This is a genomic window from Kribbella sp. NPDC023855, assembly GCF_040639475.1.
Classification (GTDB): Bacteria; Actinomycetota; Actinomycetes; order Propionibacteriales; family Kribbellaceae; genus Kribbella.
This window is the reverse complement of the sequence record NZ_JBFAAA010000004.1, coordinates 485,682-504,584: the sequence shown is the minus strand read 5'-3', so window position 1 is coordinate 504,584 and position 18,903 is coordinate 485,682. Positions and strand designations below refer to the sequence as shown.

The 18,903-nt window shown below is 68.8% G+C and carries 13 protein-coding genes; 4 read left to right on the top strand and 9 right to left on the bottom strand.

Features of this window, described 5'->3' with window-relative positions; translation table 11 throughout:
- Window positions 1–39: 39 nt before the first annotated feature.
- From AB0F51_RS17565 to AB0F51_RS17555, 3 genes are read right to left on the bottom strand one after another with little or no spacing between them, the layout of a single operon-like run.
- Entirely contained in the window at window positions 40–1,713 is a 1,674-nt protein-coding gene (locus AB0F51_RS17565; protein ID WP_360280955.1) for an alpha-amylase family protein, read from the bottom strand.
- Window positions 1,710–2,678 carry a TIGR03885 family FMN-dependent LLM class oxidoreductase gene (locus tag AB0F51_RS17560; protein WP_360280953.1) on the bottom strand — a complete coding sequence of 323 codons (969 nt, stop codon included), beginning with the start codon at window positions 2,676–2,678 and terminating at the stop codon, window positions 1,710–1,712. The genes AB0F51_RS17565 and AB0F51_RS17560 overlap by 4 nt, the downstream gene beginning before the upstream one ends.
- Window positions 2,679–2,723: 45 nt before the next feature.
- On the bottom strand, window positions 2,724–4,955 hold the full coding sequence (locus AB0F51_RS17555) for a chitobiase/beta-hexosaminidase C-terminal domain-containing protein (protein WP_360280951.1): 2,232 nt from the start codon (window positions 4,953–4,955) through the stop codon (window positions 2,724–2,726).
- A 243-nt stretch (window positions 4,956–5,198) separates the two neighbouring features.
- Between AB0F51_RS17555 and AB0F51_RS17550 the strand changes: the two genes are divergently transcribed.
- Both AB0F51_RS17550 and AB0F51_RS17545 read left to right on the top strand, forming a co-directional pair.
- Window positions 5,199–5,423 carry a hypothetical protein gene (locus AB0F51_RS17550; protein ID WP_360280949.1) on the top strand — a complete coding sequence of 75 codons (225 nt, stop codon included), beginning with the start codon at window positions 5,199–5,201 and terminating at the stop codon, window positions 5,421–5,423.
- Between the two features lie 462 nt (window positions 5,424–5,885).
- Window positions 5,886–8,105 (top strand): NADP-dependent isocitrate dehydrogenase, encoded by a 2,220-nt coding sequence (locus AB0F51_RS17545; protein WP_360280947.1) that lies wholly within the window; start codon window positions 5,886–5,888, stop codon window positions 8,103–8,105.
- Window positions 8,106–8,155: 50 nt separating this feature from the next.
- Here AB0F51_RS17545 and AB0F51_RS17540 read toward each other — a convergent pair whose 3' ends face one another.
- On the bottom strand, window positions 8,156–8,728 hold the full coding sequence (locus AB0F51_RS17540; RefSeq protein ID WP_360280945.1) for a GNAT family N-acetyltransferase: 573 nt from the start codon (window positions 8,726–8,728) through the stop codon (window positions 8,156–8,158).
- A 63-nt stretch (window positions 8,729–8,791) separates the two neighbouring features.
- On the opposite strand from AB0F51_RS17540, the gene AB0F51_RS17535 reads away from it, so the two are divergent.
- Entirely contained in the window at window positions 8,792–9,844 is a 1,053-nt protein-coding gene (locus AB0F51_RS17535; RefSeq protein WP_360280943.1) for a hypothetical protein, read from the top strand.
- On the opposite strand, the gene AB0F51_RS17530 is transcribed toward AB0F51_RS17535, so the two are convergent.
- Together AB0F51_RS17530 and AB0F51_RS17525 are read right to left on the bottom strand one after the other, a co-directional pair.
- Window positions 9,845–11,911, bottom strand: coding sequence for an AAA family ATPase (locus AB0F51_RS17530; protein WP_360280941.1), 2,067 nt, complete (start codon window positions 11,909–11,911; stop codon window positions 9,845–9,847).
- A gap of 169 nt (window positions 11,912–12,080) precedes the next feature.
- Complete coding sequence (locus AB0F51_RS17525) at window positions 12,081–12,503, bottom strand: hypothetical protein (protein ID WP_360280939.1); 423 nt, start codon at window positions 12,501–12,503, stop codon at window positions 12,081–12,083.
- A gap of 181 nt (window positions 12,504–12,684) precedes the next feature.
- Between AB0F51_RS17525 and AB0F51_RS17520 the strand changes: the two genes are divergently transcribed.
- Window positions 12,685–14,049 carry an ABC transporter ATP-binding protein gene (locus AB0F51_RS17520; protein ID WP_360280937.1) on the top strand — a complete coding sequence of 455 codons (1,365 nt, stop codon included), beginning with the start codon at window positions 12,685–12,687 and terminating at the stop codon, window positions 14,047–14,049.
- Here AB0F51_RS17520 and AB0F51_RS17515 read toward each other — a convergent pair.
- The 3 genes from AB0F51_RS17515 to AB0F51_RS17505 are packed head-to-tail and all read right to left on the bottom strand — an operon-like array spanning window position 14,006 to window position 18,887.
- Window positions 14,006–15,739 carry an ABC transporter ATP-binding protein gene (locus AB0F51_RS17515; protein ID WP_360280935.1) on the bottom strand — a complete coding sequence of 578 codons (1,734 nt, stop codon included), beginning with the start codon at window positions 15,737–15,739 and terminating at the stop codon, window positions 14,006–14,008. The genes AB0F51_RS17520 and AB0F51_RS17515 overlap by 44 nt on opposite strands.
- Entirely contained in the window at window positions 15,736–17,448 is a 1,713-nt protein-coding gene (locus AB0F51_RS17510; RefSeq protein ID WP_360280933.1) for an ABC transporter ATP-binding protein, read from the bottom strand. The genes AB0F51_RS17515 and AB0F51_RS17510 overlap by 4 nt, the downstream gene beginning before the upstream one ends.
- Entirely contained in the window at window positions 17,445–18,887 is a 1,443-nt protein-coding gene (locus tag AB0F51_RS17505) for an MFS transporter (protein WP_360280931.1), read from the bottom strand. The genes AB0F51_RS17510 and AB0F51_RS17505 overlap by 4 nt, the downstream gene beginning before the upstream one ends.
- Between the last annotated feature and the right edge of the window lie 16 nt (window positions 18,888–18,903).

Here is an 18,903-nt window from a genome sequence, read left to right as displayed (position 1 = left end):
CCGCCGGTACCCCTCTGGATGAGCGTCAATCAGGACGGGTCAGATGATGTAGCGGTCGTACGGGCGCAGTACCCGCAGCCAGCAGGAGCCGTAGCCGGCCAGCGAATGCCGCAGGCTGCCGTCGGGTTCGACCTCGCTGGTCTCGCCGCTGAGCAGGTCAGCGACCCGGACACCAGGCCCGGCACCCGCGACGGGAAGGGTGATCTTGACCGGCGTGTCGGCGAAGTTGTGTACGGCGATCACCGCGCCGCCCTCGTACTCCGACCGATGGGCGAAGACCGACGGCGCGTCGACCTCCAGGACGGTGCACTCGCCCCACGACAGCTCCGGAGACTCGCGGTAGCGCCGGATCAGGAGGGTGATCCAGTTGAGCAGCGAGTCCGGGTCGCGTCGCTGGGCGGCGACGTTGACGTGCTCGGGCGACAGCGGGCCCTCGACCACCAGACCGGCCAGCTGGTCGGGATCGGCGGTCGAGAAGCCGCCGTTGACGTCGCTGGTCCACTGCATCGGGCTCCGGACCGCGTTCCGCCCTTCCGCCTTGAGGTTCTCCCCCATGCCGATCTCCTCGCCGTAGAACAGGACCGGCGTACCGGGCAGGGAGAACAGCAGGCTGTAGACCATCTTGATCCGCGCCAGGTCGCCACCGAGCATCGTCGGCAGCCGGCGGCGCAGGCCGCGACCGTAGAGCTGCATGTCCTTGTCCGGCCCGAAAGCGGCGAAGACCTCCTGCTTCTCGTCCTCGGTCAGCTTGTCCAGGGTCAGCTCGTCGTGGTTGCGGACGAACAGGCCCCACTGCCCCTCCTCCGGCGGCACCGGCCGCTCCCGCAGCGCCTTGACCAGCTCCGCCGGATCCGAGCGCGCCAGCGACAGGTACAGCTTCTGCATGCCGATGAAGTCGAAGCACATCGTCAGCTCGTCGCCGTCCTCGTCACCGAAGAACTCACGCGTCTGCTCGTACGGCAGGTTGACCTCGCCCAGCAGCACCGCCTGCCCACTGCGCCGGCTCAGGAACGCCCGCAGGTCCCGCAGATAGTCGTGCGGAACAGGCAGGTTCTGCGCCGCCTGCGAACCCTTCGTCTCCAGCAGGAACGGCACCGCGTCCACCCGGAAACCGGACAGCCCGAGCTGCAACCAGAACCCGATGATCCGCATGATCTCGTCGCGCACCTCCGGGTTGGCGATGTCGAGATCGGGCTGGTGCTTGTAGAACTGGTGCAGGTAGTACTGCCCCGCCTGCTCGTCGTACTGCCACAGGCTGTCCTCCTGGTCCGGGAAGACGATGCCCTCGCTGGCGTCCGCCGGCGGCTCGTCCCGCCAGACGTACCAGTCCCGGTACTTCGAACTGCGCGACGCCCGCGCGCTCTGGAACCACGGGTGCTGGTCGGACGTGTGGTTCACGACCAGGTCCGCGATCACCCGGATGCCGCGGTCGTTCGCGAGCGTGATCAGCTCGACCAGGTCGCCGTGCGTGCCGAGGCGGGAGTCGACGCCGTAGAAGTCGGTGATGTCGTACCCGTCGTCGCGGTCGGGCGTCGGATAGAACGGCATCAGCCACAGACACGTGACGCCGAGCTCGGCCAGATGGTCGATCCGTTGGGACAGCCCACGGATGTCGCCGCGGCCGTCGCCGTCGGTGTCGAAGAAGGTCTCGATGTCCAGGCAGTAGACGACGGCGTTCTTCCACCAGACGTCCGCGGTCTCGGTCAGTCTCACGGGCGGGTCACCTCCAGCTGGGGCAGGACTTTCTCTCCGAACACATCGATGAACTCCGACTGCTCACGCCCGACGTGGTGCAGGTAGATCGCGTCGAAGCCGAGTTCGGCGTACGCGTTGAGCCACTCGGCGTGCCGGGCCGGGTCGGACGAGATCCGGACGGCGTCGTGCATCGCCTCGGGCAGCACGTGCTCGGCGGCCTGGTCGAGCACCTCGGCCGAGTCGACGTCCCAGCACAGCGGTGGCGCGAACACGTTGGTCCGCCACTGCTCGTGCGCGATCCGGACGGCTTCGTCCTCGTCCGGGTGGTAACTCAGATGCACCTGCAGGCACACCTTGCCTTTGCCCCCGTTGTCCTTGTACGCCGAGATCATCCGGCGCAGGTGAGCCGGATCGGCAGCCACCGTGATCATGCCGTCCGCCCAGTGGGCACACCGCTCGGCGGTCGCTGTGGAGACGGCGGCACCCAGCAACGCCGGCGGCTCGTCCGGGGGTGTCCAGAGCCGGGCCCGGTCAACGGTGACGAGGCCGTCATGACTCACTTCCTCGCCACGGAGGAGTTGCCGGATCACCTCGACGCATTCCTCCAGTCGCTGCTGCCGGATCTCCTTCCGCGGCCAGCCGCCACCGGTGATGTGCTCGTTGCTCGCCTCGCCCGATCCGAGCGCGGCCCAGAACCGGCCGGGGTACATCGAACCCAGGGTGCCGATCGCCTGCGCGATGATGGCCGGGTGGTACCGCTGCCCCGGCGCGTTCACCACGCCGAACGACAGGCCGGTGGCCTGCAGGGCGGCGCCGAGCCAGGACCAGGCGAAAGCGGACTCGCCCTGCCGCTCGCTCCACGGGCTGAAGTGGTCCGAACACATCGCCGCCGTGAACCCGGCCTGCTCGGCCCGGACCACGGCGGCGAGCAGGTCGGTGGGCGGCACCTGCTCATGTGAGGCGTGAAAACCGTAGACAGTCATCTCCCCACCGTGCCCACCGACCGCTCGACTATGCGGCGCGCCAGGTCATGGGTAGCTCACCACGTTCACCGGAACCGTGCCTGGCGGCGTGACGGCACCGGTGTCGTTGATGACATGGGTGATCGTGCCCTGGTAGTTCAGTGAGACCGTGCACAGGCTGTGGAACCGCACACTCGGGTTGTTCGGCGCCTCGAAGGCGTTGTAGGCGTTCACCGACGGGTTGACGTTGAAGAAGTTGTAGCTGCCCAGCCCCCACGCCTCGTGCGAGGTGACGTGATCAGCCACCTTGTACGCGGCGTACCCGTTGCGGCCACTGGGGCGGTTCCAGCTCGCCTGGTTCGGTACGTCGTACGGCATCTCGTTCTGGAAGAAGATCGTCTTGCCGCGCTGACCGTTCCAGATCACCTGGGTCTTCTGGTAGTGCTCGACGAACAGACCGGTGGCCAGCACGTCGTTCCCGTTGACGATCAGCCCGGTGTCGCCGGTGGCCTGCGTCCAGCCCCAGGTCCCGGCGTTGCCGTGGTCGGCCCGCCAGGCCCAGATGTGGTCGATGATCGTGTGGTGGCTGTTGACCACGAGACTCGTCGTCGCGTGACCGGCGATCGAGCCACCGACCCGGAAGAAGACGTCCTGCAACGTGGTCGGGTTCGCCGCGTGGCCGGCTGAGGATCCGGCCGGTCCGACGGTCAGCAGCGCGGCCGACTTGGTGGTGCCGGCGTCGAACAGCAGCCCCTTGATCCGTACGCCGTCCACGTCGGCGACCTGCATCGCGTTGACCCCGTGGTCGGGGATCAGCGTCGGGTAGCCGATGCCGAGGACGACGGTGTTGGCCTTGGTCACGTTGAGCGTCTGGTTGAGGTGGTAGATGCCGGGGGTGAAGAACAGGTGGCAGCCCGACGCGAGCGCGGTGTTGATGGTCGACGCGGTGTCGGCCGCCTTCACCACGTAGAACTGGCTCATCGGGATCGAGGTCCCGGGAGTCGAGCCGTTCGCCCAGCTCGCGCCGGACGCGTTGGTGCGCAGCGACGGGGTGAACACGCGGTACTTGCCGGCGCTGTCGAGGTACAGGTAAGGCACGTCGCGGGAGACCGGCGTGGTGGCCAGAGTCGTCTCGGGCGGATTCGGGAACGTGGTCGGCGGAGCGCCCGGCGTACCGGAGAAGACCATGTTCCAGACGCCACCGGACCAGCTGCCGAGGTTGCTGTCCCGGGTGTACCACTGCTGCTGCGAGATGGAGGCAGTCTGGCCGGACACCTTCGAGTCGGCGATGTAGCCGCCGCTGGCGAAGCCGTAGCTGGCCGGGTAGAGCTGCAGGTTGCCGCGGATGTCCATCCGGCGGAACGGCGCCGCCTGCGCGACCGCCCAGCGGTTGGAGCCGCCGATCGGGTTCACAGCCATGTTCTCCGCGGACCGCCAGAAGTTCTGCAGCGCCACGCCTTGGTCGGACTCGTTGAAGGCGTCGACGGTGATGGCGCCGTTGATGACCACGTCACCCGGATTCTGGCCGAGCCCGGCGACCGAGGTGTAGTAGCCGACGTCGTCGTGCACGCTGTAACTGCCCGGCTTGAACAGGTGCGCGACCCGGCGGTTGGCCATCTGCGCGGTCAGGGTGTCCTTCTGGGCGTTGAAGTCGGCATCGAGCTGCGCCTGGATGGTCGCGGCCGGCATGCCCGGGTCGAAGATTCGCGTGTTCGGGCCGAAATTGGGGACATCGGGCTGCGTCGGGCAACTGGTCGGCGTACTGCCGATCGTGTACGTCGCGCTCGCCACCGCGGAATCCGCCAGCCCGGCTTTGAACCCGATCGCCTTGACCGTCCGTGTCGACGCCACGCTGATCGGACCGGAGTACAGGGTCGAGGAGGCGGTCGGCGTCGACCCGTCGACCGTGTACCGAATGGTCGACCCCGCGGTGCCCGTCGAGATGGTCACTGTCTGCGCCGCGCTGTAGGTGCCGCCGGCCGGCGAGAAGGCCGGCGTAGCGACAGCGGGCGTGGTCGTATCGCCGTGTGTGTAGCTGAAGTGCGGAGTGTCGTACTGCGGTCCGCTCTTCTCGTAGGTGAACCAGTAGTCGATGACGGTGCCGGTGGACAGCCCGCTGACCGTCGTTCGCCAGGTGCCGCCGCTCAGCATCATGCGGACGTTCTGCTGACCCTGGGCGGTGCCGGTGTAGTGGACGTCGACGTACTGCGCGGGCGTGGTCGGGGTGAACGCGATCTGGGCCTGGGTCGCGTTGAGCGACGTGGCTGACTGCGTGTAGTCGTCAGCTGCCGTCGCCACGCCACCCACCAGGAGGGTCGAACTGACGGCCAGAACGAGCGCCACAGCCGCCGCGCGCCAACGCGATCGGCGACTTCTCTGCAGGGTTGACATCACGTGTTACCTCCGGGGCGGTAGAGGAAGTGAGAGCGCTCTCACACTCCCGAGAACATAACCCCCTTTCCCCACCCACGGAAGACCTCGGCCCCTCCCCTCCGATGCGCCGATGCGCTGGGTGCGCTGGGTGCGCTCGGTGCGCTGTGTGTGCTCGGTGTGCTGTGTGTGCTCGGTGTGCTCGGTGTGCTCGGTTTGCCGGATGCGCTGGGTGCGCTCGGTGCGCTCGGTGCGCTGTATGTGCTCGGTGTGCTCGGTTTGCCGGATGCGCTCGGTGCGCTCGGTTTGCCGGATGCGCTGGGTGCGCTCGGTGCGCTTGGATCCACTCGATGGCGGCCCCGCCCCGCCGCGCCCCCTCTTCCACCTGCGAGGTGACGCGAAGCGTCACGAGCCGGCGGAGGCGGCCGGCATCTCGCTGATCTTGTTCGCGAGGTGACGCGCAGCGTCACGAGCCCGCGGCCAGCAGCCGGGCGCCCGCCTCCCCCGGCGCGAGGTGACGCGCAGCGTCACGAGCCCCGGAGGCTGCACCACCCGATGCCCGCCGGACACCTGCGAGGTGACGCGCAGCGTCACGAGCCCGAGGTCGGCGGCCGGGCGCCTGCCTTCTCCCGGCGCGAGGTGACGCGAAGCGTAACGAGCCGGAGGCGGCACCCGCGATGTCCGCCGCTCACCGCGAGGTGACGCGCAGCGTCACGAGCCCGGGGTGGGCGGGTGGGGGGTGTGGGTGGTGAGCATCGCCACTCTGGGCTGGGGGTGGGCGGTGGGCCTACTAAGGTGGGGGTGCCGCCGTGGGGTAACCCCGGGGGGAAGCATCGACGGAGCAGAGGACAGACGCGAGTGACTGAGTCGACCATCATCTACACCCACACGGACGAGGCCCCGGCGCTGGCGACGTACTCGCTGCTGCCGGTGATCCAGGCGTACGCCGCGCAGGCCGGGGTGGGCGTCGAGACCCGGGACATCTCGCTGGCCGGGCGGATCATCGCCGTCTTCGGCGACCACCTGACCGAGGACCAGCGGATCTCCGACGACCTCGCCGAGCTCGGCGAGCTGGCCAAGACGCCGGCGGCGAACATCATCAAGCTGCCGAACGTGTCCGCCTCGATCCCCCAGCTCAAGGCCGCGATCGCGGAGCTGCAGAGCCAGGGCTACGCGCTGCCGGAGTACCCGGACGAGCCGAAGACCGACGAGGAGCGCGACATCCGCGCCCGCTACGACAGCACCAAGGGCTCGGCCGTCAACCCGGTACTGCGCGAAGGCAACTCCGACCGCCGCGCGCCCGCTTCGGTGAAGAACTACGCCAAGACCCACCCGCACCGGATGGGTGCCTGGTCGGCCGACTCGAAGACCAACGTCGCGACGATGGGTCACGACGACTTCCGTTCGACCGAGAAGTCGGTGGTGCTGGAGGCCGACACCACGCTGCGGATCGAGTTCGCCTCCGCCGACGGCGAGACGACCGTACTGCGGGAGTCGATTCCCGTGCTGGCCGGCGAGGTGGTCGACTCCTCCGTCATGCACGTCGCCGCGCTGCGCGAGTTCCTGACCGCCCAGCTGGCCCGGGCGAAGGCCGAGGACGTGCTGTTCTCGGTGCACCTGAAGGCCACCATGATGAAGGTGTCCGACCCGATCGTCTTCGGCCACGTGGTCCGCGCCTTCTTCCCGAAGACGTTCGCCCAGTACGGCGAGACGCTGGCCGCGGCCGGTCTCAGCCCGAACGACGGTCTCGGCGGGATCTACGCCGGGCTGGCCGCGCTGCCGGACGGTGACGCGATCAAGGCCTCCTTCGACGCCGAGCTGGCCGATGGTCCGGCGCTGGCGATGGTGGACTCCGACAAGGGCATCACCAACCTGCACGTGCCGTCCGACGTGATCGTGGACGCCTCGATGCCGGCGATGATCCGCACCTCGGGCCACATGTGGGGCCCGGACGGCGCCGAGCACGACACGCTGGCGGTGCTGCCGGACAGCAGCTACGCCGGGATCTACCAGGTCGTCCTCGACGACTGCCGCGCGAACGGCGCCTTCGACCCGGCCACGATGGGCTCGGTGCCGAACGTCGGCCTGATGGCGCAGAAGGCCGAGGAGTACGGCAGCCACGACAAGACCTTCGAGCTGGCGGCCGCCGGCACGGTTCGCGTGGTGGATGCCGACGGCAACGTCGTACTGGAGCAGGAAGTTGCCGAGGGCGACATCTTCCGGGCCTGCCAGACCAAGGACGCGCCGATCCGCGACTGGGTCAAGCTGGCCGTCACCCGGGCCCGGGCCACCGGTGACCCGGCGGTGTTCTGGCTGGACGAGACGCGGGCGCACGACGCGAAGCTGATCGCGAAGGTCACGCAGTACCTGACCGAGCACGACACCGAGGGGCTGGACCTGAAGATCCTGGCGCCGGTGGAGGCGATCAAGTACTCGCTGGACCGGATCCGCCGCGGTGAGAACACCATCTCGGTCACCGGCAACGTGCTGCGTGACTACCTGACCGACCTGTTCCCGATCCTCGAGCTGGGCACCAGCGCGAAGATGCTGTCGGTCGTCCCGTTGATGGCCGGCGGCGGTCTGTTCGAGACCGGCGCGGGTGGCTCGGCGCCGAAGCACGTCCAGCAGCTGGTGAAGGAGAACTACCTGCGCTGGGACAGCCTCGGCGAGTTCTTCGCCCTGGCCGCGAGCTTCGAGCACCTGGCCCAGACCACCGGCAACGCGCGCGCCCAGGTGCTCGCGGACACCCTGGACCGCGCGACCGCGACGTTCCTCAACGAGGACAAGTCCCCGACCCGTCGCGTCGGTGGCATCGACAACCGGGGCAGCCACTTCTACCTGTCCCTGTACTGGGCACAGGAGCTGGCCAAGCAGACCGACGATGCCGAGCTGGCGAAGGCCTTCACCGAACTGGCCGAGACGCTGGCCACGAACGAGCAGGCCATCGTCTCCGAGCTCCTGGCCGTCCAGGGCAACCCGGTCGACCTCGGCGGCTACTACCACCCGGACTCCGCCAAGGCCGCGGACGTCATGCGTCCCTCCAAGACCTGGAACGACGCGCTGGCCAGCCTGAGCTGACGCAGCACCAATCACGAACGGCGCCCGGTCTCCGGGCGCCGTTTGTGGTTTCAGCGCAGGTCGAGGCGCATCAGGACCCGGGGATGGCCGGCCAGCACCGAGCTGGTGTCGGCGACCTTGACGAACCCCGCGCGCTCGAAGTTCTTCCGGATCCCCGCGTACGCCATCGTCAGGTCGACCTTGGCGTCGCCGTTGTCGAGCGGATAGGCCTCCACCACCGGTGCGCCGTGGTCGCGAGCGAACTCCACCGCACCTTCGATCAGTACGTGCGAGAGACCGGACTTCCGGTGACCTGGACGGACCCGGACGCACCACAGGGACCACACCGGCAGATCGTCGACGTGCGGGATCTTCCGGTTCTTCGCGAACGTGGTCTCCGCCCGCGGCGCCACGGCAGCCCAGCCGACCGGCTCATCACCGTCGTACGCCAGGACCCCCGGAGCGGGCTCTTGACCACACAGCCCAGCGACGTACTCACCACGAGCCGGCCCCCGCAGCTCGTTGTTCAGCTTCGACGGAATCCGGTAGCTCAGACACCAACAGACATTGGAATCAGGCGACTTCGGCCCCAGCACAGCCCGCACATCCTCGAAAACCGACGCCGGACGCACCTCGATACTCATCACCTCACGATGCCACACCGAGGTGTTAGGCCGGAAAGGCCCCGGTCGACGACGATGGACCCCATGGACAGCTTGGTGGTTCAGACCGCGCTTGGGTTGGTGTTGGTGTTCGGGGCGCTTTCGGCGGTGGTGTCGGTCTTGACCGAGAGCGTGGCGCGGTTCATGGGGTTGCGAGGTGAGTATCTGCTGCGCGGGATCCGGTCGTTGGTCGACGGGGGCGGTCATTTCAAGCTGGGACTGAGGGACCTCGTACGCCGTACTTCGCTCGGCCCTTCGCCGAAACAGCATGAGCCGGCCGAGCCGCTGGTCACTCAGTTGATGATGCAGCCGATCGTCTCCCGTACCGCGGACAAGGGCTCGTTGCCCGCGAACGCGGGGAACGCCCGCCTGAGCGGCGCGGCCCGGCGAAGGCTTCCTTCCTACCTCGCGAGCCGTTCCTTCGCTCGCGCGTTGCTGGACCTTCTCGTCCCCAACTCGTCCGGCGACACCACGTTCGCTCAGGTCAAGGCCGCGATCGTCGGCTGGCCGGACAGCAACCCGTTGAAGAAGCCGCTGCTCGCACTCCTGGTCGAGGCCGAGGGCGACATCACCAAGTTCCGGCAGAGCGTCGAGCAGTGGTACGACGACCAGATGGACCGCGTGTCCGGCTGGTACAAGCGCCACGTCCGCTGGATCTCGCTCGGTGTCGCGGCCGTCCTGGTGGTGCTCTTCAACGTCAACGCGATCGGCATCACCCGCTCCCTCTACACCGACGAAGCGCTCCGGGAGACTGTCGTCAGTCAGGCCGCGAGCTCCGCCAACTGCTCCGACAAGGACGCCGGCGACTGCCTGAGCGACCTGCGGGAAGAGATCCAGAAGGTTCGCGCGTCCGGCTTCCCGATCGGCTGGGGCACCGTGTCCGCGTGCACGCTGCCCGACGCCTCCTGCAACTGGCTCGACCAGCGCGGCCTCACCGATCCGGACCAGGGAACCGGCCAGGACATTCAGACGCTCTTGCTCGTCCTGGCCGGCTGGGCCCTGATGGTGCTGGCGACCGTGCCCGGAGCACGCTTCTGGTTCGACGCCTTGTCGCGACTCGGCAGTCTCCGGTCCAGCGGACCGAAACCGCGCAAGTAGCTAACTCAAGGGAGCAGGCAGCGGTGTCGCGTGGATGATCTGGAGTGAGCTGACCGCGCGCGTCAGGACGACGTACAGGCGTTGCAGGCCTTGGGGTTCGGCGGTGGCGATCCGGGTCGGCTCGGCGACGATGACCGAGTCGAACTCGAGGCCCTTGGCCAAGGTGGCCGGGACGCAGACCAGCCGGGTGGTGTCCATCTCGTCCTCGGTCGTCCCGAGCAGAGCCGGTTGCAGGCCGGCCGCGGTGAGTGCGTCGTACAGCTGGGTGATTTGGTTGTCGGCGGCAATGAGTGCGACCGAGCCCTGGCCGGTGAGGGCGCTCCGGCAGGCGGAGACGAGGGCATCGGTGAAGCTCGGTTCGTCGGTCTCGAGGATGCTCAGCGCGTCGGCGACGGTCCGGACTCCTCGCGGTACGCCGAGCGTGGGCGCGATCCGGGGCAGCAGTTTCGCCGCGAAGTTGATGATCTGGTCGGGGACGCGGAAGCCTCGGTCGAGCTCGACCACCAGCGCGTCGGGCTTGTCGAGATGACCCAGGACCCGCTCCCAGGGGCCGGCCGCCCACGGGCTGGTCGCCTGGGCGAGGTCGCCGAGAACTGTCACCGAGCCGGTCCGGCCGCGACGGCCGAGCGCGCGCAGCTGCATGGCCGACAGATCCTGCGCTTCGTCCAGGACGAGATGGCCGAGCGAACCGGAACTGCGTTCGATCAGATCGGTGAGCTCGTCGAGGAGCAAGATGTCCGCGGCCGACCACTTCGCCGACTTCCAGGAGCGGGCCGGCTTCTGCCACAGCAGCGCGGCGCGTTCGTCCTCGGTGAAGTCGTCACCCGCCGCCTGAGCCAGGAACTCCGCATCCGACAGCAACCGGTGCAGCACCTGCTCGGGCGTCACGCGGGGCCATACCGCATCGAGCAACGCCTTCACCGGCTTCGACCGAGCGACCGCGTTCTGCACGCGATCGTCCGGCGACTCCCCACGTTGCTCCATCAGCACCAGTACTGCGTGGGCGATCCGCTGCGCGAGCGCGTCGCGGCCGGGCGCGTACCGGGTCGACTCACGCAGGGCGGCTACGATCTCCGCGACCTGGTAGTCGTGCACCCGGAATCGCTGGGATCCCTTGCTGTAAAGGATTCCCTCGGTCGGCGCGACGACGTGGGACCACAGGGCGCGTCGCAGTACGGCGGCCATCCGGGCGTCACTCTTGAGTCGCGCGGCCGTCGGCTCGTCCACCGCCGTGGCGGGCCGGCTGATCAGCTCCTCGATGGTGATCTGCCGTACGTCGACCTCGCCGAGCGCCGGCAGGACCTTGCGGATGTAGGACAGGAAGGAGCGGTTCGGCCCGACGATCACGACGCCGCCGCGGCTCAGCCGCTCCCGTTCGGTGTAGAGCAGGTACGCCACGCGGTGCAGTCCGACGGCCGTCTTGCCGGTACCGGGGGCGCCCTGCACGCAGACGCTCGGGTGCAGCGGCGCGCGGACCAGGTCGTCCTGCTCCGGCTGGATGGTGGCCACGATGTCGCGCATCGGTCCGGTGCGCGGGCGTTCGATCTCGGCGCGCAGGAAGGCGTCGGCCTGATCGGTCTCCCCCGCGCCGATCATCGGCTCGTCCTCGAAACCGGACAGCTCGGCAACATCGGAGAAGCCGTAGCGGCGGCGCAGCAGCACGCGTTGCCGATCGCTCCGCGTGGCCCGGTAGAACGGCACGGACACCGGCGCCCGCCAGTCGATGACGAGTGGTGAACCACTGCCGTCGTGCACGTGCCGGCGGCCGATGTAGATCCGGTCGATCTCCTCGATGGTGCCGGCCTCGTAGTCGAGCCGCCCGAAGAACAGCGGTACGTCGGGGAGGTCCTGCAGCGCCAGGGTGCGCTGCCGCTTGGCGCGTTCGTTCGCCTCGTTGGTGAAGCGCTCGTCGTTGTCCTCGCCGCCGATCAGCGGGACGTCGCGTTCCTCCACCTCCAGATGCATCCGGGCCAGCGCGGCCCGGGCCTCGGCGAGAAAGGCCTGCTCGGCCTCGAGCTCAGCGGAGCCGGGATCGGAACCGGCAGGGAGCAGTGCGGATTCGACCATCTGACAAGCCTCGACTCGTGTAGGCGTACGAACGGCGGACCGGCGGCGATCTTGAAGATCCCGCCCCGGAGCCCGGTTCGATTCGATCCTTCACGCAGTGCTGCGAAGCCACCCGAAAAGACAGACCGGCGACGCTAGCAGCGCCGGCCGGCGACCCGCAACCGGATTTTCACCCGCCGGCTTCGTCGAGCCGCATCCGCAGCAACTGCTCCAGCGGCAGCGATTCCCCGTCCCGCGCCCCCAGCCCGACCACCAGCGGCGGATCCGACGGCAGAACCTGTACTCCGAACAGCCGCGCCTTCAGGCCGGCCGGCGTACCCAACACATAGAAGTTGCCCTCAGCATCGACCCCGAGGGACCGATTACGGCGCAAATACCAGCCGGTAATTGAAGTCCGATAGGTGGTGCCGGAGCCCACCACCGGGGCCCGCAACTGGTGCGGTTCGATCCCCCGCGCCTGCATTTCCTGAACGAACCCGGCCAGTAATGCGCGAGCTTTCGCGGTCTCCTCCGCCTTACGCCGCTCGAGGGCAGCGCCTTGCGCCGCCGCCGCTTCCCGCCGCTGCTCCCGCCAACTCGCTGCGCTGTCCACTCCCCAACTCTAGAACGAGAACCCGGCGGTTATTGCTTCGCCCAACAATCACGCACTGCGGTCGCGCTGGTCCGCTCCGCAACGTCCGGACAAATTACCCGCAATTCTCGAAATGGACCATGCCTGGACAAGGTGGGCGTTGGGCTGTGTACTCAGGGTTTGCGGCCTTGAGGAGGTGGTGATGGCGGGGATTCGGCTGGATGCTGTCTCGAAGGTGTACGACGGGAAATACCTTGCCGTCGACGGCGTATCACTGGACGTTGCCGACGGCGAGTTCATGGTGCTGCTGGGGCCTTCCGGGTGCGGGAAGACCACGCTGCTGCGGATGATCGCCGGCCTGGAGGAGGTCACCGCGGGCGAGCTGTGGTTCGGCCGCACGCTGGCCACCGGCCTGGCGCCCAAGGACCGTGGGGTCGCGCTGGTCTTCCAGAACGGCGCGCTCTACCCGAACCGGACCGCGCGGGAGAACATCATGTTCCCGTTGCGGATGGCCGGCGAGGACCCCGCCGCGGCGAGTGAGAAGGCCGCCGGGCTGGCCCGGATCCTCCGGATCGACGCGGCCCTCGACCGGTTGCCGAGAACTCTTTCGGGCGGACAGCGTCAGCGCGTCGCGATCGGCCGCGCGATCGTCCGCCGGCCAAAGATCTTCCTGATGGACGAGCCACTGTCGAACCTCGACGCGACGATGCGGACCGAACTGCGCCAGGAGATCGGCGCGATGGCCCGCGATCTCAAGGTGACCACGGTCTACGTGACCCACGACCAGGTCGAGGCGCTCACCCTGGCCGACCGGATCACCGTGATGCGCGACGGCCGGATCGAGGACGTCGGGACGCCGGACCAGGTCTTCAACGACCCGGCCACCGCCTTCGCCGCCGGCTTCCTCGGCACGCCGCGGATCAACCTGATGTCCGCGACCGTCCGGGTCACCGCCCACCACCGGGTCAGTCTGGACTTCGGCGCGCAGGCCATCCAGTTGCCGCCGATCGACCGCCGGTCGCTGATCCTCAGCAGCCACGACGGGGCGAAGGTGATCGTCGGCGCGCGGTCCGACGCCTTCACCCCGGCCGCCGACAGCGGCGGGCCCGGCCAGTTGTCCGGCCGGCTGCGGGCGATCGAGTTCCACGGCCACCAGTGGGTCGCCTTCGTCGAGTGCGGGATCGAGATGGTCAACCCCGACCTGGTCGGCCTGCAGCGGCCCTCGCAGGCGGCGCGGCGCCGCATCGCCCTCGACGGCACCACGCGCACCCGCCACGCGGCACCCCACGGGTCCGGCCTGAGCACTCGCCTGTCGACGATCGGCACCAAGGCCAAGGCCCGCCTCGGTATGGCCGGCCTGCCACCCGACGCCGAGGCGCCCACGACCCCGACGCACCGCCGAGCCGACCTGGTCCTCGAGATCGGCGCCGGCAGCGGTCTCGAGCCAGGCGGCAAGGTTCACCTCGCGGTCGACACCTCCCGGCTGCACATCTTCGACGAGTCCGGCCATCGCGTGGACCGGGTCACCCGCGCACAACCGGCCGAGAGGAGCGGGACCCGGCGGTAGACAGCTGCCAGTACGTCGCGTAGCGGCCGTTCTGGGCGAGGAGGGTCTCATGGGTGCCCTCCTCAACGATCCGGCCCTGGTCGAGAAAGACGACCTGGTCGGCGCGCTGGACGGTTCGCAGCCGGTGCGCGACCATCACGACCGTGCGGCCTGCCATCAGGCGTTCGATGCCTTCGTGGACGGCCGCCTCGTTCACCGGGTCCAGGGCCGACGTCACCTCGTCGAGCAGCACGATCGGCGCATCCTTCAGCAGCGCGCGGGCGATCGAGACGCGCTGACGCTCGCCGCCTGACAACCTGGCACCGCCCTCCCCCACCGACGTTGCCCACCCGTCGGGAAGCCGTGCGATCACCTCGTCCAACCGCGCGGCCGTGGCGGCTTCCCGTACTTCGGCATCGGTGGCATCGGCCCGGCCAAGCCGCACGTTCTCCTCAATCGTTCCGTCGAACAGATAGACGTCCTGGAAGACGATGGCGAACCGCGCCATCAACGCCTCGGTGCTGATCGACCGCACGTCCACACCACCGACCCGTACCGCGCCGGCGTCCACGTCGTAGAACCGTGCGAGCAACTGCAGCAAGGTGCTCTTGCCCGCCCCCGACGGCCCTACCACCGCCAGCCGCCGACCGGCTGGCACGGACAACGTCAGGTCGTCGATCACCGTGCGTTCGCCGTGCTGGAACCTGACCGAGTCGAACTCCACCCCGTGCCCGGCCGGTTCGACCGGATCGGCCGGCTCCGGCAGCGGCTCGGTGCGCAGTACGGCGTCGAGTCTGCCGAGGACGGCGTGGGCGCTGCGGAGCTGGCCACCGAGTTCCGCCAGTGACAGCAGCGGATCCGCGCAGCGCGCCGCCAGCACCAGGATGGTCAGCACCTCCGCGGCGCCGATTTCGCCGCCGATCGCGAGATAGGAGCCTAGGGCAAGTACTGCGGTGAAGATCGTCTGCACCGACAGGGCCAGTCCGAGCGCGCCGGGCAGCACGGACAGGGTCGACCGGCGCGAGGCGCGTTGCAGCTCCTGGAGCGAGTCGTCGAGTGACGTGAAGCGTTGCCCCGCGCGGCCGCCTGCGCGCAGTACCGGCTGGGCTTGGAGGTACTCGATGACTCGGCCGGTGGCCTCTTGTTCCCGCTCGGCGCGGTGCGCGTCGCTGATCACAGTCGACCGGCCCGCCCACCGCTGGACCAGGACGACGACCGGTACTGCGACCAGCGCGGCCAACCCCAGTTGCCAGTTGAAAGCGAGCATGACGAGCACGATCGTCAAGGGAGTCACCGCGGCGGAGATGAACGGAGCGAGCAGATGGGCGATCACGCTCATCGCCTGCAGAACGCCTTGGCCCGCCAGCCCGGACACCTGCCCGATTCGGCCAGAGTTGTACCAGCCGATGGGCAAGCGAGCCAGATGATCGCCGAGCCGGTGATACATCCCGCGCAACAAGGTGGTCCCGACGCGGAAACCCGACACGTCGCTGCGATAGCGCAACCCCGCATAGACCGTCACGGCAGCGGCGAACCCGATCAGCCAGGGCCAAGCATCCTCGGGTCGAGACCCCAGCAGTTCCCTGAGGACAGGGACCAGCAGCGCGTAGGAGAGGCCTTCGGTGATCGCGGTCACCGTCATCAAGGCCAAGGTGCGACGGACAGGCTGGGCGTACTCCTGACCCAGCACCCGGAGCAGCAGTCGGATCATCTCGGGTCCCCTTCCAGTACGCCGTGCCAGAACGCGGCGAACCGTCCGTTCTGGGCGAGCAGGTCAGCCGGTCTGCCCTGCTCGACGATCGATCCGTTCTCCAGCATCACGACGGTGTCGGCGTCGACGACCGTTTCGAGCCGGTGCGCGATGAGCAGGATGGTGCGATCGCCGGCCAGGTCCGCCAAGGTCCGGCGTACCGCGTGGTCGGTCTGGGGATCGGCGAACGCGGTCGCCTCGTCGAGCACCAGGACCGGCGTATCGGCGAGCAGGGCGCGGGCGATCGCGATGCGCTGGGCCTCGCCGCCGGACAGCGCGGCCTCCTCACCGAGGATGGTTTCGTATCCGTGCGGCAACTCGAGGATGCGGTCGTGGATGTTCGCCAGTCGCGCGGCATCGACCACGTCGGCCAGCGACGCGTGCGGAACTGCCAGCGCGATGTTGTCCGCGACCGACGCGCGCAGCAACCGGACGTCCTGGAAGACGAAGGAGACCGCGCAGTACAGATCGTCGCTGCCGACCTCGCGCAGATCGACTCCGCCCAGCCGGACCGAGCCGTGAGTCGGGTCGAAGAACCGCGGCAACAACTGAACCAGCGTGGACTTCCCGCTTCCCGAAGGTCCCACGATCGCGGTGACCGTTCCGGGTTCGAGAGTCAGGTCGATGCCGCGGAGTACCTCGTGAGCGTCGTCATAGCCGAAGTGGACGTCCCGCAGCTCCACCCCGTACCCATGTGGCGCGACGGGTTTCGCGGGCTCCGGCAGCGGCGGCAACTCGACCACTTCGCCGATCCGGCCGATCGCACGCCGAGCGGCCTGCAGATCGTCGAAGCCATGACCGAGAGCGGCCACGGGAGCCGTCAAACCCAACCCCAGCAGGAGAAACGGCAGCAGATCGGCCGGCGGCAGAGACCCGTTCGTGATCAGCACCGCCCCACCCACGAGCACCACCAGCAAGACGAACGGCGGTGACAACACGAGTTGCATCCCGGCCGCAATCCCGGCCAGGCCGCGCACCCACCGGTAGAAGCTCGCGACGAACTCGTCCGCGGCCTGCAGGAAACTGCGATGCGCCCGGCCGGACGCGCCGAACGCCTTGACCACCGCGATCCCCTGCACGAACTCGACGACCGAGTTCGAGATCCGTCCCATGGCCGCATCGAACTCCTGCTGCTCCCGTTGGCGCGCCGCGGTCATCATCAACGGCACGAACGCCAGGGCCAGGACCACCGGCACCAACGCGACCAGCGTCAACCGCCAGTCGATCGTGAACAGGTAGATCAACGACACCACCGGTACGACGAAAGCGGACACGAGCTCGCCGGGTGTGTGCGCGATCACCGGGTGGACAGCACTCACGTCGTCCCCCACCACCTTCGCCAGCTCGCCGGTCCGGCGTCGCGCGAACCAGCCGAGCGGCACGCGTCCCAGCCGATCGGCGAGCAGCCGCCGCAACGACAGCTGCACCTGGTCGTCGAGAAGGTGCCCGACTGCGGAGGATGCCGCCGTGAAGACCAGCCGAACCAGCAAACCCGCCGCACCCACGATCACGGCGTACCAGACCTGATCGCGATCGATCGGGCCGGGCGCCAGCAGCGTGCGTCCCAGTTCGGCGACCGCCAGGAGTGGGGCCAGACCGGCGAGTGCTCCGATCAACTGCAAGACCGCGACGGCCGTGAAGGCCGGTAGATAAGGCCGGAGCAACCTCATCTCTTCTCCCCCACCAGGCTTGGCGCCGCCGGTGCTGCGACGCTCTTGCGAGGCAGGACCGCGAGCGCGACGACAACAGCACCCGCCAGAAGCACGGCCCCCAACGTCAAGCCAAGGGCATAGCCATCGTTGAGCGTCCCCGCCGACCCCGTACGCCGATGCGCAGCGGTACCAAGAGCCGCCAACCCCAGCGAGGCGCCGATCTGCCGCGAACTCACCAGCAGACCAGAGGCCGTACCCGTCTCGTGCGCCGCGACCCCACGGGTGGCGACGGAGACGACCGGCCCGAGGCAGAGGCCGAACCCGACGCTGGTGACGATCGACGGGCCCAGCACATCGACGAGGAAGGACCCGTCCGCACTGATCAACCCGAACCACGCGAACCCGGCCGCGGTCAGGAGCCCGCCGACCGCCAGCAAGGTCCTGGGCGCGGCCCGATAGCCGAACTTGATGGCGAGCACCGCACCGAGCACGACCCCGAGGGCGAACGGCAGGAACTGGATCCCGGTCTTGGCCGGGCCGGTGCCGAGCACTCGCTGGAGATAGAGCGACGCGAAGTAGAAGCACGAAGCCATCGCCGCCCCGAGCAGCAGGTTGAACGCATTGGCGCCGACGACTGAGCGATTGGTGAACAGGCCGAGCCGGATCAGCGGATCACGGGTCGTCGACTTCTCGACGTACACGAAGGCTGCGAGCAGGACAACGGCGATCAGCAAGGTGATGAGAGTCGTGGATGAGGTCCAGGCATGCCGGTCGGTGCGGACGACGCCGAACACGAGCAGGACCATGCCCGCCGTGGCCAGGACCGCACCCAGCACGTCCGGCCGTCCGCGACTTTCGGCGGGCGGGTCGGCGGCCACGCTGCGAGCGGCCAGGATCAGGGCGCCCACGGCCATCGGCACATTGACGAACATCAGCCAGCGCCAGCTCGCGTACTCGGTCAGCAGACCGCCGATCAGGACGCCGAGCGCGCCGCCGGCGGCGTTGACCGCGCTCCAGACGCCGAACGCCCGGACCCGCGCCTTGCCGCTGGGGAAGGTGGAGGTCAGCAGAGAAAGTGCGGCCGGAGCCAGAGCGGCCGCGCCGATGCCCTGGACCGCGCGGGCGGCGACCAGGTGGCCGGGCTCCTCCGCGAAGCCACCGGCCAGCGACGCGAGGCCGAACACGGCCAGGCCGAGGAGCAAGACCCGCCTGCGGCCGTACCGGTCGGCGAGTTTGCCGCCGAGCAGCAGGAGCCCGCCGAAGGTGAGGGCGTAGGCGTGAATGACCCAGGTCAGGCCGACTTCGCTGAAGCCGAGGGCGGCGCCGATCTGCGGAAGGCCGAGGTTCACGACCGACAGGTCCAGCGACACCATGAACTGCACGACAGCCACCGCGGCGAGCACCAGCCCAGGTCGGGTGGCTCGGGACGGGGAGTTTTCGAACGCGTTCCGGAACATGTTCCGAAAGTAGCAT

Bases quoted from the DNA above. Each gene is read 5' to 3' on its own strand.
- AB0F51_RS17530 (WP_360280941.1), bottom strand. From the start codon at position 11,911: ATGGTCGAATCCGCACTGCTCCCTGCCGGTTCCGATCCCGGCTCCGCT.
- AB0F51_RS17515 (WP_360280935.1), bottom strand. From the start codon at position 15,739: ATGATCCGACTGCTGCTCCGGGTGCTGGGTCAGGAGTACGCCCAGCCT.
- AB0F51_RS17510 (WP_360280933.1), bottom strand. From the start codon at position 17,448: ATGAGGTTGCTCCGGCCTTATCTACCGGCCTTCACGGCCGTCGCGGTC.
- AB0F51_RS17520 (WP_360280937.1), top strand. From the start codon at position 12,685: ATGGCGGGGATTCGGCTGGATGCTGTCTCGAAGGTGTACGACGGGAAA.
- AB0F51_RS17540 (WP_360280945.1), bottom strand. From the start codon at position 8,728: ATGAGTATCGAGGTGCGTCCGGCGTCGGTTTTCGAGGATGTGCGGGCT.
- AB0F51_RS17560 (WP_360280953.1), bottom strand. From the start codon at position 2,678: ATGACTGTCTACGGTTTTCACGCCTCACATGAGCAGGTGCCGCCCACC.
- AB0F51_RS17505 (WP_360280931.1), bottom strand. From the start codon at position 18,887: ATGTTCCGGAACGCGTTCGAAAACTCCCCGTCCCGAGCCACCCGACCT.
- AB0F51_RS17535 (WP_360280943.1), top strand. From the start codon at position 8,792: ATGGACAGCTTGGTGGTTCAGACCGCGCTTGGGTTGGTGTTGGTGTTC.